The following is a 17,004-nucleotide window of genomic DNA, read 5'->3' as shown; positions in this document are numbered from 1 at the left end:
GACGCCCGCGATGACCGGGGGCAGCGGCCGGTCGGCGGACCCTCAGCCTTGATCCACTCGACGTCCACGAAACCGGGGTGTCCTGCCGCCTGGGATACACCGACTTCACGGAAACCGAGTGGATCAAGAGCGACCTGGCCGCGCGGGCCGACGGCGAGTCAGGCCGCGGGCGTCCACGCGTGGGGCGACAGCGGCGGGTCGAGTGGCGCGCGGGTGAGCCGGTTGGCGAAGGTGGAGATGGTGTACGTCCCGACGCCGAGCACCACGTCCAGCGCGTGCCGGGGCTGGTAGCCGGCGGCCAGGAAGTCGTCCAGTTCGTCGTCGGGCACCGCGCCTCGGTGGTCGAGCACGGCCAACGTGAAGCGGCGCAGCGCTTCCAGCCGCCGCTCGGGCAGCGCGGTGCCGGCGCGTAGCGCGGTGATCAGCTCGGTGGTCGCGCCGAGCCGGGTGAGGGTGCCGGTGTGCAGGGCCACGCAGACGTGGCACTCGTTGGTGGTGGCAACGGCGAGGACGACCACCTCTCGCTCCAGCGGCGAGAGGTCGGTCTGTTCGAAGCCCTTGTTTGCGGTGAGGAAGCCGCTGAGCAGCTGGGGTGACTCGGCCATCAGGGCAACCGGCGCGGGCAGCCAGCCGAACTGACGGCGTACCCCCTCGATGGTCGGCCGGGCGGCGGTGGGCGCGGTGTCGGCGGTGTGTGCGGTGAAGACGGGCACGGTTACCTGCTCTCGCGGCGTCGGTCGGGACGGCGAGGACACGTCCCGTACGATAGTCAACGTGGTTTACCAGATAGTAAATGTGGTTGTCGAATATGACAACCGCTGACCCCACGCGGCCCGGCTTCGCGCTGCCCCTGTTGCTGCTGGCCGGGTTCCGTACGTTGATCGACGACCTGCACGCCGAGCTGGCCCGACAGGGGCACCCGGAGCTGCGACCGCTGCACGGTTTCGTGCTCCAGGCCGTGGGGATGGACGGCACCACCGCCACCGAGCTGGGCCAGCGGCTCGGCATCTCCAAGCAGGCCGCCGGCAAGACGGTCGACCGGCTCGTCGCCGTCGGCTACCTGGAACGGGTCGACGATCCCGCCGACGCCCGCCGCCGGCTCGTCCGGGTGACACCACGCGGCGCTGACGGGCTGCACCGCTCGGCGGAGATCTTCGACCGGCTGCGCGAGCAGTGGGTCGACGCCCTCGGCGCGCAACGGGTCGACGCCATCGAGGACGACCTGCGCACGATGGCCTCGACCAACTGGTTCCGCCTCGACGTGCCGGGCTGGTTCGGCGGCTGATCGCGCTGGCCGGTTCCGGGCCGCAGGACCCCCTCGGCGACCAGGAGTCGGTCCTGCGCGGTCAAGCCCGTGGGCACATCTCACTGACCGTGGCGAGACAGCAGACGCGGCAGGCAGGCTGGATCCATGTCGGATGCCTACGTCGTCGGCGACCCGGACGGCTTGTCGCCCCTGCTGGTCGAGTTGCGCGACACCATCGCCCGGGAGCTGCACGCCCAACTGGCACTGCGCGGTGAACGGATCGAACTGGCCGACCTGCCGGAGGTCTCTTACCAGGTCACCATCCAGGTCGAGCGGGCACTGCGCGCCTGGCGACCCGCCCAGCGCTCGGGTACGCGGGTCGCGTTCGACGACGGCCCGCAACCGTCGGGCTGATCGGGCCGTGCGTCGCCGGGGTCAGTCCAGGCCGCCGTACGAGTGCAGGCCGGTGAAGAAGATGTTCACGCCGAACAGGTTCATCAGCACGGTGAGGAAGCCGAGCACCGCCAGCCAGGTGGCCACGTTGCGCTTGACGCTGGGCGTGGCCCGCGCGTGCAGGTAGCCGGCGTAGACCACCCAGGAGATGAACGCCCAGGTCTCCTTCGGGTCCCAACCCCACGGCCGACCCCAGGCCGCCTCGGCCCAGATCGCGCCGGCGATCACCGCGAAGGTGAAGATCGGAAAGGAGAACGCGTGCAGCACGAACGTCAGCCGCTCCAGGCTGCCCGCGCCGGGCAGCCGCTTGGCCAGGGTGTACGGGAAACTCCGCTTACCCTGCTCGTACCCGTTGCGCATGATGAACCCGACCGCCGGCACCGCGCCGAACAGGAAGATGCCCGACGCGAAGACGATGGTCGACACGTGGATGACGAACCAGTACGAGTTCAGAGCCGGCACCAGGGGCACGATCGGCACGTACAGCACCAGCTCGGCGGTCGCCACCAGCAGCACCATCACCAGGGTGAGGAACAGCCCGAGCTTGCGCAGCGACGGCAGCTTCCAGAGCACCCCGAGCCAGGCCACGACCCCGATGAAGGTCACCGTGAGCACGAACTCGTACATGTTGCCCCAGGGCATCCGGTCGGCGGCGATGCCGCGCGTGACCAGAGCCGCGAGGTGCAGCACGGCGGCGACCGCGGTGGCGGCCACCGCGATCAGGCCGGCGATCCGGGCACGCCGCGCCGAACCGTGGACCTCGGTCGACGGCGGGACCGGCGCGGAGTCCGTCGGGGTGGACGAGCCGCCCGCGCCGACGCCCACGAGCTCACGAGCCGGAGCCGCCACGGCGACCCGGGTACGCGCGTTGCCCAGCGCGTACTCCACAGCGTGACTGATCATCGCGATCAGGTACACCAGGATCGCGAAGGTCACCAGATTGTCGGAGAGCGCGGACATCACTCGGTCCCTTCTCGCACACCGGCCCGGCCACTGGAGTCAGCGTCGGTGCCCGCCCGCTCGGCCGCCTTCCCGTCACCGCCCACAGCGGTGACGAGCTGGGCGAACTCGTCGGCGAACCCTGGATAGTCGGTGCGCGGCAACCCACCGGCCTCCATCAAGCTACTACCGCCCGTCGGAGATCCATTCGCGGGGTCGGCCGGCAGCATCCGGAACCACACCCGGCGGCGCCGCCCGAACAGCGAACCCATCAGCCCGACCAGCAGGAAACCGCAGCTGACCAGCAGGATCGTCGAGCCGGGATCGTGCCGGACGGAGAGCGTGACATACCGCTCGGTGCCCAGGAACTCGACGGTCGTGCCGTCGTCCAGCGTCCAGGTCTCGCCCTTGCGCAGCAGCTTGGTGCCGATCTCCTTGACCTTGCCGGTGCTCACCTGCCGCTGGTCGAGCTGGTAGACCGAGCTGGGGATGCCGGCGTCCAGACCGAGGTTGCCCCGGTACGCGACCAGGTTCAGCGCCGGGTTGCGCTCCGTCGGGTACTCCGAACGGGCGAACGGCGCCTGCTGCGGGGCCGTGGGCAGGTAGATGCCGGTGAACGCCACCTGCTGGTCGGGTGCGCGCTGCCCGGTGCCCGGATCGACGTTGGCGTCCGGGAAGGCCGCCAACCCCTCGCTGGTCAGGCCCATGTCACCGGTCGTCAGGAACGGGAGGTCACTGATCTGGCTGCGGCCGAACCGGTCGGTGTAGCGGATCACCGGGGCGTACCCGTGGCCGAGCAGGTAGACGTTCGCCCCGTTCAGCCGCAGCGGCGAGTTCACCGAGAAGTCCGCGCTGCGGGTCGGCTCGTTCGGGCCGTCGACGGTCACCGTGGCGTTGAAGAACTCCGGCTGACCGGACGGCAGGAACCGGGCCTGGAATTCGTCCAGCCGCAGGCAGAAGCCGGGCAGGTCGGCGCTGTCCACCTGGGGGCCGAGTTTCGCCTCGGCGTACTGCTGACGGGTGTTGCAGAAGGCGTTGTCCGCGCCAGCCACCAGCAGCCGGTTGCCGCTCCAGCCGTACCACGAGCCGAGCGCGACGCCGAGCAGCACCACGATCAGCGAGGTGTGGAACAGCAGGTTGCCGGTCTCCTTGAGGTAGCCCTTCTCGGCGGACACCTCGTCGCCGCGCACCTCCACCCGCCAGCGCCGCTTGCGCAGCACCTCGGCGACCGCCGCCGCGCCACCGGCCGGGGCGGGCAGAACGGTGTGCTGCGGCAGCCGCGCCAACCGCTTCGGCGCGGCCGGGGGCCGGGACCGCAGCGCCCGGACATGGTCGCGCAGCCGGGGCGTGATGCAGCCGATCAGCGAGGTGAACAGCAGCAGGTAGATCGCCGAGAACCAGACCGAGCCGAAGACCTCGAACGCGCCGATCCGGTCCAGCCTGGGGGCCCATTCCGGGTGGTCGATGAAGTACTGGTTGACCCGCTCCGGGCTGACCCCGCGCTGCGGCAGCACCGAGCCGGGGATGGCGGCGACCGCGAGCAGGAAGAGCAGGATCAGCGCGGTACGCATGCTGGTCAGCTGCCGCCACGAGTTGCGTAGCAGCGCCAGCAGCCGGTTGGGGCGGCGGCGGGGCGCCGGCGCCTCGGTCTGCGGCCTGTCGTCGACGGCGGTCATCAGATGCTCACCTCGCCCACCCCGACGGTGGTCTGCAGCCAGATCACGAAGTTCTGCCATCCGCCGGTGACCAGCGCCAGGCCGATCAGGATGAGCAGGGCGCCGCCGATCCGGGTCACCCAGCGGCTGTTGCGCCGAACGGCGCGGAAGACCCCGAGCAGGCGCTGGAAGCCGAGCCCGAAGACGACGAACGGTATCCCCAGTCCGAGGCAGTACGCCACGGCGAGCACCACGGCGCGGTCGCTCTGGCCGCTCGCGGTCGCCATGCCCATCACCGCGCCGAGCGTGGGGCCGGTGCAGGGCACCCAACTGAGCGCGAAGACCGCCCCGACGACAGGGGCGCCGAGCAGCCCGGCCGACGGCAGTCGGGAGATCCGGAACTCCCGTTGCAGTGCGGGGATCAGCCCGAGGTAGCCGAACCCGAGCACGATGATCAGCGCGCCGACGACGATTTCGAGCTGCCGCTCGTACTCGAAGAAGACCCGGCCGATGCCGGCGAACAGGATCGCGGTGGCGACGAAGACCACGGTGAAGCCGGCGATGAAGAGCATCGTCCCGGCGAGCACCCGGCCCTTGACCGCCACGGTCGCGGTCCGCTCGCGGACGGCGACACCACCACCGCCCTCGACGGGCGCGGGGTCGGCCTCGGGTCGGCGGCCTTCGAGGTCGGCGCCGGCGAGGCCGGTGACGTACGAGAGGTAGCCGGGGACCAGCGGAAGCACGCACGGGGAGAGGAAGCTGACCAGGCCTGCGAGCGCCGCCGCGCCGATGGCCAAGAGCAGCGGCCCGCTCAGGGCCAGCTCCCGGAAGGTCTCGCCCATCAGCCCGACGCCGGCTTCTCGCCGGCGACCCGCTCGACGATCGGTTGCAGGCCCTCCTGCTTGACGGCGGCCCGGATCACCACCGCGACCCGGCCCTCCCGGTCGAGCACCACCGTCGCCGGGACGGTGTTGGGCGGAATGTCCAGGTCGAGTGCCAGGCGGCTGGACGGGTCGAACAGGCTCTGATAGGTGACCCGGCCCTCCTCGAACGCCTTGGCCTTGTCCCGCTGATCTTGGACGTTGATGCCGAGGAACGTCACCCCGGAGCCCTTGGTCGCCTGGTAGACGGCCTCAAGGTCGTCGGCCTCGGCCCGGCACGGCGCGCACCAGGAGCCCCAGAAGTTGACCACCACGACCTGACCGCGAGCCTGGCTGACGTCGTACGTGCCGCCGGTGAGCAGCTCACCAGCGAGCTTCGGAGGCGCCGAGCGCTGGTCCGGGGCGCACTCGATGACCCCGTCGGCGGTGGTCGTGCAGGTCTTCTCCCGCCCCTGCGACGTGCAGCCGGCCAGCGCCACCGTCGCGACGGCGGCGAGCAGACCCGCGGTCCACCTCCGGGCGTTCATCAGGCCCCCTTGGCCGTCCGGGCTGTCGCGGAGAGAGCGATCAGGTGCGCGGCCGGCTCGCTGTAGCCGATGCCCTCCACCTTCGCGCCGTCGAAGTGGAACGAGGTCAGGCTCGCCAGCCCACACTGCCGCTTGCGCGGGTCGTGCCAGAGCCGCTTGCGCTCGACGTGGCGGCGCAGCGTCCAGATCGGGAGCTGGTGCGACACCAGCACCGCCTCGCGCCCCTCGGCCGCGACCCGGGCGGCGTGCACGGCGGCGAACATCCGCTCGGCGATCACCCGGTACGCCTCACCCCAGGACGGGGTCACCGGGTCACGCAGCACCCACCAGTTGCGCGGGTCGCGGAACGACCCGTCACCCGGGGACACCTTCTTGCCCTCGAACCAGTTGGCGCTCTCGATCAGCCGCTCGTCCACCCCGACCGGCAGCCCGAACTGGGCGGCGATCGGCTCGGCGGTCTGCTGTGCGCGCTCCAGCGGGCTGGCCACCACGTGCACGATCTCCCGCTCGGCCAGCCCTTCCGCAGCGGCCTTGGCCATCTGCACGCCCAGCTCGGAGAGGCGGAAACCGGGCAACCGGCCGTAGAGGATCTGGTCGGGGTTGTGCACCTCGCCGTGCCGAAGCACGTGGACCACCGTCTTGCTCAAGGTTTTTACCCCCCGTTACCAGCCGCTGCCGCCGCATTCGCCGCCGTCGGCAGGGCGGCGGCGATGTGCTCCAGAACGGCGTCGTCGATCGCCGCCGAGACGAACCACGACTCGAACGCGCTCGGCGGCAGATAGACGCCGGCGGCGAGCATCGCGTGGAAGAACGCCTTGAACGCCGGCACCTGCTGGGTGCGGGCGCTGTCGTAGTCGACGACATCGGCGTCGGTGAAGAAGATCGAGAACATGCTGCCCGCGTACGACAGGTGGTGCGGAACCCCGGCGGCGGCCAGCGCGTCGGACGCGAGCTTGCCCACGACGGCGGCCGTGTCGTCGAGTTTGCGGTAGAGCGCGTCGTCGGCCAGCCGCAGCGTGGCCAGGCCGGCGGCGCAGGCCAGCGGGTTACCGGAGAGCGTGCCGGCCTGGTAGACCGGGCCGGCCGGGGCCAGCCGCGCCATGATCTCCGCGCGCCCGCCGAACGCCGCGGCGGGCAGGCCACCACCCATGACCTTGCCGTACGTCCACAGGTCGGCGTCGGAGGCGTCGAGGCCGTGCCAGCCGGCGCGGGAGACCCGGAACCCGGTCATCACCTCGTCCACGACGAGCAGGGCGCCGTGCGCGTGCGCGATCCGGGCGAGCTGGGAGTTGAAGCCGTCGCGGGGCGCGACCACGCCCATGTTGCCTGCCGCGGCCTCGGTGATCACCGCGGCGATGTGTTCGCCCTCGGCGGCGAAGGCCTCCTCGACGGCCCGGATGTCGTTGTACGGCAGCACGATCGTCTCGCTGGCCGCCGCGCCGGTGACGCCGGGCGAGTCGGGCAGGCCGAGGGTCGCCACTCCGGACCCGGCGGCGGCGAGCAGCGCGTCGACGTGGCCGTGGTAGCAGCCGGCGAACTTGACGATCTTGGAGCGGCCGGTGAAGCCCCGGGCCAGCCGGATCGCCGACATGGTGGCCTCGGTGCCCGAGTTGACCAGGCGTACCTGCTCCACCGGGGTCCGGTCGACGATCTCGGCGGCCAACTCCACCTCGCCCGGTGTGGGGGTGCCGAAGCTGGTGCCCCGGGCGGCGGCAGCCTGCACGGCGTCCACCACCTCCGGGTGGGCGTGCCCGAGGATCAGCGGACCCCACGAGCAGACCAGGTCGACGTAGCGGCGGCCGTCGGCGTCGAACAGCCAGGGGCCCTCGCCACGGACCATGAAGCGCGGGGTGCCGCCGACCGCCTGGAAGGCGCGCACAGGGGAGTTCACCCCGCCCGGCACAATGGCGCGGGCGCGGTGGAACAGGGCCTCGGAGGCCGGCGCGTCGGCCGGGTAGCGGCCAGATCCGGCGGAAACGATGTCGGTCACGATGCGGCCATTGTGTCAGCGCCGGCCTGCCAATCCGCAGCCACCCCGGGCCGACGTTACCGGACTCACCCACCCCGGGCGCCTCCCAGCAGCACGAACGCAGGGCTGGCGGAGGGCGGCACGGAGGTGACGTGGGGGCCGGCGCGCGGCTCCCGACGGGCTGGGGCGGCTGGATCGCGCTAGGCTGACCGGGTGGATCGTGCCGAGCTTTCGATCACGCTTCACCGGACAGGCGACGAAGCAGTGCTGCGCCTCGCCGGTGAGATCGACATGCTCACGGCCTCCCAGCTCTCGACCGTGGTCAACGAGGTTCTCGCCGACCCGCCTCCCCGGATCGTGCTCGACCTTGAGGGCGTCACCTTCTGCGACTCGCAGGGCCTGGGCACCCTGGTGGTGCTCAGTCGCAAGGCCAGTCGCGCGCAGAGCCTGCTGATGCTCACCCACGTCGGCGACTTCCTGATCCGCGTCCTGGACATCACCGGCCTCCGCAGCGCCCTGATGATCCGCAACGACCAGCCCGCCGGCTGACCCCAGGCCACCTCCGCCCCGCCGAGGGCTGAACCGGCGAGGGCAGAGCGGGAGCCGTCAGGAGTTGCTGCCCCAGCGGGCCTGCTCCAGCATTTCCATCGCCCGCTCCCGGCCCTCCGGGTCGTCGGAGCGGAGCAGGGTCGTCGCCTCGTCGACCGCGTCGGTGAGCCGCCGCCACTGCGTGTCGCGTTCCCGGACCAGGTCCGACTGGGCGGCCAACTGCCGGGTCTTCACCCACAGCTCGACGAAGACCGACACCTTGGCCCGCAGCACCCACGGGTCGAAGGGCTTGGTCAGGTAGTCCACCGCCCCCACCTGATAGCCGCGCAGGGCGAGCTGGGCGTCCCGGTCCGCCGCCGTGAGGAAGATGATCGGCACATGCCGGGTCCGCTCGCGGCGCTTGATGTGGCTGGCCGTCTCGAAGCCGTCCATGTCCGGCATCTGCGCGTCCAAGAGGATCACCGCGAAGTCGTCCACCAACAACTGCTTGAGAGCCGCCTCGCCGCTCTCCACCGCCACCGACTGAACCGGCAGGCCCTGGAGGATCGCCTCCAGGGCCATCAGGTTCTCCCGCCGGTCGTCCACGAGCAGCGCCTTGGCGATCTGGGTCACGAGATCTCCTTGCTTCGGCTGCCGCTGATCCAGGACGACATCAATTCAATCAAATCGTCCAGATCGACCGGCTTGGTGATGTAGTCGCTTCCCCCGGCCGCGAGCGCCGACTCACGGTCACCCGGCATCGCCTTCGCGGTCAGGAAGACGACGGGAAGGTCGGCGAACCGGTGGTTACGGCGGATCTGCCGGGTCGTCTCGTATCCGTCCTGGTCCGGCATCATGGCGTCCATCAGCACGATGTCCACCTCCGGGTGCTCGGCCAGCAGGCGGACGCCGTCCGCCCCGTTGTCCGAGTACAGCACGGTCATGCCGTGCAGCTCCAACGCGCTGGTCAGGGCGAAGACATTGCGGACGTCGTCGTCCACGATCAGCACCGTGGCGCCGTCCAACTGACGGGTGACCGGTGCCTCCGGCCGCTCCGGCAGCAGCTCCAGCGGCGGCATCAGCAGCGACGACGGCAGGCCGGCGCGCTGCGGCGACGGCGACAGGGGCGCGACCACCGCGTCCGGTGCCAGCACCTGCGGCACGAACAGGGTGAACGTCGAACCCTGCCCGGGCGCCGACGACACGGTGATGGCGCCACCGATCAGCCGGGCCAGGTCGCGGCTGATCGACAGCCCCAGGCCGGTGCCGCCGTAGCGGCGGCTGGTCGTGCCGTCCGCCTGCTGGAACGCCTCGAAGATGATCGACAGCTTGTCGTCGGAGATGCCTATCCCGGTGTCGATCACGGTGAACGCGATCACCTGCTGGGCGTTGGTCAACGCCGGCACGTCGAAGACCGCGTTCTCCGCCGCTGGCGCGATCCGCAACGTCACCGCGCCGTTGTCGGTGAACTTCACCGCGTTGGAGAGCAGGTTGCGCAGGATCTGCTGCAACCGCTGCGCGTCGGTGACCAGCGCCGGCGGCAGATCCTTGCTCACCCGTACCTGGAAGTCCAGGTTCTTCTCCTCGGCCTGTGGCGCGAACGCCTGCTCGACGTAGCCGCGGATCTCGGCGAACCGGATCTCGGTCGGCTCGACGTCCATCCGACCCGCCTCGATCTTGGACAGGTCCAGGATGTCGTCGATCAACGAGAGCAGGTCCGAGCCGGCACTGTGGATGGTCCGCGCGAACTCGATCTGCTTCGGGTTGAGGTTCTGCTCCGAGTTCTCCGCCAGCAGTCGCGCCAGCAGCAGCAACGAGTTCAACGGCGTACGCAGCTCGTGGCTCATGTTGGCCAGGAACTCCGACTTGTACGCCGATGCCCGGGTGAGCTGCTGCGCCTTCTCCTCCAGGCCGAGCCGGGCCAGCTCGATCTCCCGGTTCTTCGTCTCGATGTTGCCCTTCTGCTCGGAGAGCAGGGTGGCCTTCTCCTCCAGCTCGGCGTTGGTGCGCTGCAACTCCGCGGACTGCTCCTGAAGCTCGTGCGCGAGCCGCTGCGACTGGGCCAGCAGCTCCTCCGTACGCCGGTTGGCCTGGATGGTGTTGACCGCGACACCGATGGTGAGAACCAGCCGCTCCAGGAACGACAGGTGCAGCTCGGAGAAGGCCGCCACACTGGCGAACTCGATCACCCCGAGCAGTTCCCCCTCGAAGAGCACGGGGAGCACCACCAGGTCGGACGGGGGCGTCTCGGCCAGGCCGGAGCGCAGGGTGAGCCGGCTGTTCGGGGAGGCGCTGACCCGGATCGTCCGGCGGGACAGCGCGGTCTGGCCGACCAGCCCCTCACCCGGGCCGAAGGTGACGTCGTGCCCGCGCGCCACGTACCCGTAGGACGAGGTCAGCCGCAGCCGCACGCTGCCGTCGGTCTCGTCGGCCAGGAAGAAGGCGCCGAGCTGGGCGTCGACCAGCGGCGTCACCTCCGTCATGATCATGCGGCAGACCTCGCCCAGGTCACGCTGGCCCTGCAACAGGCCACCGATCCGGGCCAGGTTGGAGTCCAGCCAGCCCTGCTCGGCGTTCTTCTTGGTCGTCTCCCGGAGGGTGACGATCATCTGGTTGATGTTGTCCTTCAGCTCGGCGACCTCGCCCTGCGCCTTCACCGCGATCCGCTGGGTCAGGTCACCCCGGGTCACCGACGTGGACACCTGGGCGATGGCCCGCAACTGGGTGGTAAGCGTCGAGGCGAGCTGGTTGACGTTCTCGGTGAGGTCCCGCCAGGTGCCGGAGACGCCCTTCACCTGCGCCTGACCGCCGAGCTTGCCCTCGATGCCGACCTCGCGGGCCACCCGGGTCACCTCGTCGGCGAACGACGAGAGCTGGTCCACCATCGTGTTGACCGTGGACTTCAGCTCCAGGATCTCGCCCTGCGCGTCCACCGTGATCTTCTGCGACAGGTCGCCCTTCGCCACGGCCGTGGTCACCGAGGCGATGTTGCGGACCTGACTGGTCAGGTTCGACGCCATCGAGTTCACGTTGTCGGTCAAGTCCCGCCACGTACCACTGACGCCCTTGACCTGGGCCTGACCACCCAGCTTGCCCTCAGTGCCCACCTCACGCGCGACCCGGGTCACCTCGTCGGCGAACGACGACAACTGGTCCACCATCGTGTTGACCGTGGACTTCAGCTCCAGGATCTCGCCCCGCGCGTCCACCGTGATCTTCTGGCTCAGGTCGCCCTTCGCCACCGCCGTCGAGACCTGGGCGATGTTGCGGACCTGGGCGGTCAGGTTGGACGCCATCGAGTTCACGTTGTCGGTCAGGTCCCGCCAGGTGCCGGCGACCCCGCGCACCTGCGCCTGACCGCCCAGCTTGCCCTCGGTGCCCACCTCACGCGCGACCCGGGTCACCTCGTCGGCGAACGACGACAGCTGATCCACCATCGTGTTGACCGTGGACTTCAACTCCAGGATCTCGCCCCGCGCGTCCACCGTGATCTTCTGCGACAGGTCGCCCTTCGCCACCGCCGTTGTCACCGAGGCGATGTTGCGGACCTGACTGGTCAGGTTCGACGCCATCGAGTTCACGTTGTCGGTCAAGTCCCGCCACGTACCACTGACGCCCTTGACCTGGGCCTGACCACCCAGCTTGCCCTCAGTGCCCACCTCACGGGCCACCCGGGTCACCTCGTCGGCGAACGACGAGAGCTGGTCCACCATCGTGTTGACGGTGTTCTTCAGCTCCAGGATCTCGCCCTGCGCGTCCACCGTGATCTTCTGCGACAGGTCACCCCGCGCCACCGCCGTCGACACCTGCGAGATGTTGCGCACCTGGCTGGTCAGGTTGCCGGCCAGCTGGTTGACGTTCTCGGTGAGGTCCCGCCAGGTGCCGGAGACCCCGCGCACCTGCGCCTGGCCGCCCAGCTTGCCCTCGATGCCGACCTCGCGGGCGACCCGGGTCACCTCGTCGGCGAACGACGACAGCTGATCCACCATCGTGTTGACGGTGTCCTTCAGCTCCAGGATCTCGCCCTGCGCCGCCACCGTGATCTTCTGCGACAGGTCACCCCGCGCCACCGCCGTCGACACCTGGGCGATGTTGCGGACCTGGGCCGTCAGGTTGGACGCCATCGAGTTGACGCTGTCGGTCAGGTCCTTCCAGGTGCCGGCCACGTTCGGCACCTCGGCCTGACCGCCGAGCTTGCCCTCGGTGCCCACCTCGCGCGCCACCCGGGTCACCTGCTCGGCGAAGAGCCGCAGCGTGTCGGTGAGGTAGTTCATGGTGTCGGCCAGCTCGGCGACCTCGCCCCGCGCGCTGACCGTGATCTTCTGCGACAGGTCGCCCTTGGCCACCGCGGTCGCCACCTGCGAGATCGACCGCACCTGGCCGGTCAGGTTCGACGCCATGGTGTTGACCGAGTCGGTGAGGTCCTTCCAGGTGCCGGCGACGCCCCGCACATCGGCCTGGCCGCCCAGCTTGCCCTCGGTGCCCACCTCACGGGCCACCCGGGTCACCTCGTTGGAGAACGACGAGAGCTGGTCGACCATCGTGTTGACCGTGCGGCCGATCCGCAGATATTCGCCGCGCAGCGGCCGCCCGTCGATCTCCAGGGCCATGTGCTGGGACAGATCGCCGTCCGCGACCGCCACGATGACCCGGGCGATCTCGGTCGTCGGCCGGCCCAGGTCGTCGATCAGCGAGTTGACGGTCCGCTGCGCCTCCGCCCAGGCGCCGTCCAACCCCTCGTCGTCGAGCCGTTCGGTGAGCCGGCCGTCCCGACCGACGATCCGACTGATCCGCCGCAGGTCCAGGTACTGCCGCTCCTGGACCGAGACCACCTCGTTGAAGGCGTCCGCCACCTCACCGGCAGTACCGGCGCGGCGGGGAAGCCGGACCTTCAGGTCGCCGCGACGGACCCGTCGCAGCGCCTCGGTCAACTCACCGAGGAGCGCCTCGTGGTCGGGCGCGGACGGATCCGCCACCGACTGCTTCGCCGTGGTCATCATTCCTCGCTCCACTCGGGGGCACCGGCCCTGCGGACACACCGGCACCCCATATTGTGCCCGCGTTCGCCGTGGTGCCAGGGTGCGCGACCCGCCGAGCGGCATCCGGCTGGCAATCCGTAGCCCTCAGACCGGCACGGCCAACCCCAGACCTCGCCCGGACGCCAGACCTGTCGCACCGACCTCGATCCGCCCATCCGTCGCATCGACCGACCGGGCCGCCTGGCCGACGATCGTTGATCGGCTTGGCACTCGGGTGGGGGACGGTAGAGGATACGAGAGTGTCAGCCGAGGCGGGGCCTGCGACGGCCGAGGCCCGGAACGGGGCGGTCCGGCGTGTCCGCCTGCCCGCTGACCGCCGTACACCCGCCGCCGCCCGTGCCGTCGTCCGCTCGGTGCTGACCGAGGCGCACCTGGACGAACTGGCCAACGAGGCGCTGCTGCTCACCACCGAGCTGACCACCAACGCCGTCGAGCACGCCCGTACCGAACTGGACATCGAGGTCATCGCGGACGAGGCCGGGCTGTCCGTGACCGTCTCCGACTTCGCGCCCGGCTCCGGCGACGACGAGCTGACCATCGGCAGCCGCAACGACGCAACGGAGATCAACGAGGTCTCGGAGCGAGGTCGAGGGCTGCTGCTGGTCGACCACTTCGCCAGCCGCTGGGGCACCACGTACCTGCCCACCGGCAAGGGCGTCTGGTTCCGGCTGGACCGGCCCGGGGCCAACGCGCCGGCCGAGGCCAGCTCCGGGGGTACGTCGACGACGGCCGATGCCGCCGACAACTCCGCGCCGAGCGCCGGTGCCATGAGCGAACTTATGCAGACCGCTCCCGACGTGCACGCCGACGATCCGCTGCCCGACTTCGCCGCCAGCCTGCTCAGCCGGGTCGCCGAGATGGTGGGCGCGGCCGGCGGCACGATCCGCCTGGACCGGGGCGACGGGCAGGGCCCACAACTGCTGGCCCGCTTCGGCCGACAGCCCCGCCCCGGCAGCGAACTGCTCCGGGTGCCGTTGACCGTGCAGCGCCCGTACGCCGGTGAGCTGGAGCTGGACACGGCGCCGTCGGCGTACGCCCGGCCGCTGGCGGTGCTCACCGCCGAGCGGTTGTCGCTGCACCTGGAGAACGACCGGCTGCGCCGGGCCGACGTCCGCCGGCAGGCGTGGTTGACGTTCCTGGCCGAGGTCAGCGAACTGCTGGCGCAGTCGTTGGACGTCGAGCTGACGATGGCGCTGATCCCGCAGCTCGTGGTGCCCCGGCTCGGCCAGTGGTGCGCGGTGCACACCACCGACGAGTGGGGTCGGCTCCGGCTGGCGGCGGCCAGTCACGCCGACGAGTCGGCGTTGCCGCAGTTGCACAAGGTGCTGGCGGAGACCGGCCCGGATTCCATCCAGGCCCGACTGCGCGGGGCGTCCCGCGGTGCGGCGCAGATCCCGCTCGGCGGGCCGATGGAGGGCTTCGCGGTCCCACTGATCGTGCGCGGTCAGCGGCTCGGCACCCTGGCAGTGGGCCGGCACCAACGACACCGGCACGACCCGGACCAGATGGCCGTGCTGGAGGACGTGGCCCGCCGCGCCGCGCTGGCCATCGAGAACGCCCGGATCCACGCCGAACGTCGGCGGGTCGCGCAGGCGCTCCAGCAATCCCTGCTGCCGCCCGTGCTGCCGGTGGTGGACGGGATCGGCTTCGCCGCCGAGTACGTCCCGACGGGCGACGACGCGGAGGTGGGCGGCGACTTCTACGACGTGGTGCCGCTGCCCGACGGGCGCTGGCTCGTGGTCATCGGGGACGTCTCGGGCAAGGGGGTGCAGGCAGCCGCCGTGACCGGCCTCGTCCGGGACGTGATCCGCGTGCTGGTCGGCGACGGCAAGCCACTGCCGGAGGCACTGGCCCGGCTCAACGAGACGCTTGTCGAGCGGGGCGGCGGCCGGTACTGCACGCTGGCCCTCGCGGCGGTCGGGGTGGGCGACGGCGGCCAACTGGACGTCTCGCTGCACCTGGCCGGGCACGACCGGCCGGTGCTGCTGGCCGGCGCGGGCGGCGCCCGGTTCGTCGGCACCGGAGGGACGGCGTTGGGCCTGCTCGACACGATCATCTCGCCGACGGCGGAGATCACGCTTGCCCCGGGCGACTCGCTGATCTTCTACACCGACGGGGTCACCGAGCGACGGCGTGGCCGGGAGCTGTTCGGCACCGACCGGCTGCGCGACGCCGCAGCGCCACTGGCCGGGTACTCGGCCGACGTGGTAGCCGCCCGACTGCGCGCCGCCGCGATCAACTTCTCGGTCGAGCCACCCCGGGACGACATCGCCCTGCTGGTGCTCCGCAACGACAAGGTCTGACCGGCGGACGTCGAGCCGCTGGCGCTCGCCGTGGCGGCGCTGGGTCACCCGCCGCCGGGGAGGCGGCCCGGGGCGAGGCGGTGCCCCGGGTCGAGGTGCTCCTTCGCGGCGTGCAGGCGGGCCAGGCCGGCCAGCTCGCCCCACAGGTCGACGGCCTGCCGGACCGCAGCGGGAGCGGAGACCACCACGCAGCGGCCCTGCCGGGCCAGCAGCACCCCACGGACGGCGGCCAGGATGGACGCCACCCGGTCGGGGGCCAGCGTGCCGGGCAGCGCCGCGTGCACCACGCCCAGCCCGGCGGAGCCGCGCACCGGCACGGGGGAACCGGCCGCGTCGCGCAGCGCGTAGACGGCGGCGTGCAGGTCGGTGATCGGCACCTCCAGGCGCAACGCCGTGTCGCCGGGCGCGAACGGGTAGCGGCGCCACCACGGCGGCGCGGAGTGGGTGACCGTCGCCTCCCCGTGCAGCAGGCCGACCAGTCGTTCGGCGCGCTCGGTGACGTCGGCCGGGCCGCCCTCCAGCAGCACCACCAGGCTGCCCGCCCGGGACGGGGCGCTGGACCGCCCGGACATCGACGGATGGCGCTCCCGGGCGGTCGCGGCCGGGTGGCCGGGCGGGTACGGAGTGCGCGGCCGGGGTGCCCCGGCGGGCAGGTCCAGCTCGATGGCCGCCGGCTCCAGTCGGGCGGCGAGGATCATCCGGACCAGGTCGTGCACCTCCAGCGGGGTCCACACCGGCCGGGACACCCAGAGCCGGCTGGCCGGCACCGGCTGCACCCGCAGGCTCGCCGAGACCAGCACGCCGAGCGCGCCCTGCGAGCCGCAGAGCAGCCGGGCCAGGTCGAGCCCGGGTGCGCCGCCACCGGCGCTGACCAGCTCACCGTCGGCACCCAGATAGCGGACCCCGATGAGCTGGTCGCAAGGGCTGCCGTGGCGGTGCCGGAGCGGGCCGGCCTCCCCGGCGGCGAGCACCCCGCCCAGAGTCGCGCCGGGTGACGGGGCGTCCATGGCGAGCCGCTGCCCGGTGCGTTCCAGAGTGGCCTGCACGGCCCGCAGTGGGGTGCCCGCGCCCACCTCGGCCACCGGCGCGCCCACCGGCTCGTGACCGATGCCCGCCAGCCGGCCGGTGTCGAGCAGGATGTCGACCTGCGTGGGGGTGGCACCCCAGTCGATCTTCGTGCCGGCGCCGCGCGGCACCACCGCGAAGTCGTGCGCGGCGGCCAACCGCAGCACCTCGGCCGCGGCGTGTGGGCCACCCGGCACGGCCACCCAGCGAGCCGGCTGCCCGGCCACCTCGTCGGCCGGCCCGGCGAGCCGGGCGAACGGCGGACCGCAGATCGCCGTCAACCGCCGGGTGATCTCGATAGCGCCGGACCGGCCGAGGGAACTCGCTGCTGCCGCCATGCCGGCTATCGTACATGTGTTCGAATGATGTGGTGATGGCGATCGAGATGCCGCTGGTCCG

The 17,004-nt window shown here is 71.4% G+C and carries 14 protein-coding genes; 4 read left to right on the top strand and 10 right to left on the bottom strand.

Features of this window, described 5'->3' with window-relative positions; all coding sequences use genetic code 11:
• Positions 1–158: 158 nt before the first annotated feature.
• Complete coding sequence (locus ABZ780_RS05590) at positions 159–713, bottom strand: carboxymuconolactone decarboxylase family protein (RefSeq protein ID WP_357484515.1); 555 nt, start codon at positions 711–713, stop codon at positions 159–161.
• Between the two features lie 95 nt (positions 714–808).
• Here ABZ780_RS05590 and ABZ780_RS05585 point away from each other — a divergent pair, with 95 nt between their 5' ends.
• Together ABZ780_RS05585 and ABZ780_RS05580 are read left to right on the top strand one after the other, a co-directional pair.
• Positions 809–1,285: a MarR family winged helix-turn-helix transcriptional regulator gene (locus tag ABZ780_RS05585; RefSeq protein ID WP_357484512.1), complete on the top strand. Its 477-nt coding sequence runs from the start codon at positions 809–811 to the stop codon at positions 1,283–1,285.
• A gap of 126 nt (positions 1,286–1,411) precedes the next feature.
• Positions 1,412–1,660 carry a hypothetical protein gene (locus ABZ780_RS05580; RefSeq protein WP_357003840.1) on the top strand — a complete coding sequence of 83 codons (249 nt, stop codon included), beginning with the start codon at positions 1,412–1,414 and terminating at the stop codon, positions 1,658–1,660.
• 21 nt (positions 1,661–1,681) lie between these two features.
• On the opposite strand, the gene ccsB is transcribed toward ABZ780_RS05580, so the two are convergent.
• Genes ccsB through hemL form a run of 6 tightly spaced genes read right to left on the bottom strand, consistent with a single transcriptional unit; the run spans position 1,682 to position 7,691 of the window.
• Positions 1,682–2,659, bottom strand: coding sequence for a c-type cytochrome biogenesis protein CcsB (gene ccsB / locus ABZ780_RS05575; RefSeq protein WP_357484509.1), 978 nt, complete (start codon positions 2,657–2,659; stop codon positions 1,682–1,684).
• Complete coding sequence (locus tag ABZ780_RS05570; protein ID WP_357484506.1) at positions 2,659–4,314, bottom strand: cytochrome c biogenesis protein ResB; 1,656 nt, start codon at positions 4,312–4,314, stop codon at positions 2,659–2,661. The genes ccsB and ABZ780_RS05570 overlap by 1 nt, the downstream gene beginning before the upstream one ends.
• The gene (locus ABZ780_RS05565) at positions 4,314–5,135 is read right to left on the bottom strand and encodes a cytochrome c biogenesis protein CcdA (RefSeq protein WP_357484503.1); all 822 of its coding nucleotides are present in this window, start codon (positions 5,133–5,135) and stop codon (positions 4,314–4,316) included. Before ABZ780_RS05565 ends, ABZ780_RS05570 begins: the two co-directional genes overlap by 1 nt.
• Positions 5,135–5,701, bottom strand: coding sequence for a TlpA disulfide reductase family protein (locus tag ABZ780_RS05560; RefSeq protein ID WP_357484501.1), 567 nt, complete (start codon positions 5,699–5,701; stop codon positions 5,135–5,137). Before ABZ780_RS05560 ends, ABZ780_RS05565 begins: the two co-directional genes overlap by 1 nt.
• A complete protein-coding gene (locus ABZ780_RS05555; protein WP_357003825.1) occupies positions 5,701–6,348 on the bottom strand; it encodes a histidine phosphatase family protein in 648 nt (215 codons plus the stop codon). The genes ABZ780_RS05560 and ABZ780_RS05555 overlap by 1 nt, the downstream gene beginning before the upstream one ends.
• Positions 6,349–6,353: 5 nt before the next feature.
• On the bottom strand, positions 6,354–7,691 hold the full coding sequence (gene hemL, locus ABZ780_RS05550; RefSeq protein ID WP_357484499.1) for a glutamate-1-semialdehyde 2,1-aminomutase: 1,338 nt from the start codon (positions 7,689–7,691) through the stop codon (positions 6,354–6,356).
• Between the two features lie 192 nt (positions 7,692–7,883).
• Here hemL and ABZ780_RS05545 point away from each other — a divergent pair, with 192 nt between their 5' ends.
• A complete protein-coding gene (locus ABZ780_RS05545; protein ID WP_357003819.1) occupies positions 7,884–8,219 on the top strand; it encodes an STAS domain-containing protein in 336 nt (111 codons plus the stop codon).
• A 57-nt stretch (positions 8,220–8,276) separates the two neighbouring features.
• On the opposite strand, the gene ABZ780_RS05540 is transcribed toward ABZ780_RS05545, so the two are convergent.
• Both ABZ780_RS05540 and ABZ780_RS05535 read right to left on the bottom strand, forming a co-directional pair.
• Entirely contained in the window at positions 8,277–8,831 is a 555-nt protein-coding gene (locus ABZ780_RS05540) for a response regulator (RefSeq protein ID WP_357003816.1), read from the bottom strand.
• Positions 8,828–13,195 carry a HAMP domain-containing protein gene (locus ABZ780_RS05535; RefSeq protein WP_357484495.1) on the bottom strand — a complete coding sequence of 1,456 codons (4,368 nt, stop codon included), beginning with the start codon at positions 13,193–13,195 and terminating at the stop codon, positions 8,828–8,830. The genes ABZ780_RS05540 and ABZ780_RS05535 overlap by 4 nt, the downstream gene beginning before the upstream one ends.
• Positions 13,196–13,476: 281 nt before the next feature.
• On the opposite strand from ABZ780_RS05535, the gene ABZ780_RS05530 reads away from it, so the two are divergent.
• Entirely contained in the window at positions 13,477–15,540 is a 2,064-nt protein-coding gene (locus ABZ780_RS05530) for a SpoIIE family protein phosphatase (RefSeq protein WP_357484492.1), read from the top strand.
• A 44-nt stretch (positions 15,541–15,584) separates the two neighbouring features.
• Here the strand turns inward: ABZ780_RS05530 and ABZ780_RS05525 are convergent, their stop codons facing one another.
• The gene (locus tag ABZ780_RS05525; protein WP_357484489.1) at positions 15,585–16,943 is read right to left on the bottom strand and encodes an FAD-binding oxidoreductase; all 1,359 of its coding nucleotides are present in this window, start codon (positions 16,941–16,943) and stop codon (positions 15,585–15,587) included.
• Between the last annotated feature and the right edge of the window lie 61 nt (positions 16,944–17,004).

Origin of the sequence: Micromonospora sp. NPDC047467, from assembly GCF_040643095.1 — a bacterium.
In the GTDB taxonomy this organism is placed as follows: domain Bacteria; phylum Actinomycetota; class Actinomycetes; order Mycobacteriales; family Micromonosporaceae; genus Micromonospora.
This window is presented reverse-complemented; position numbering and strand designations above follow the sequence as displayed.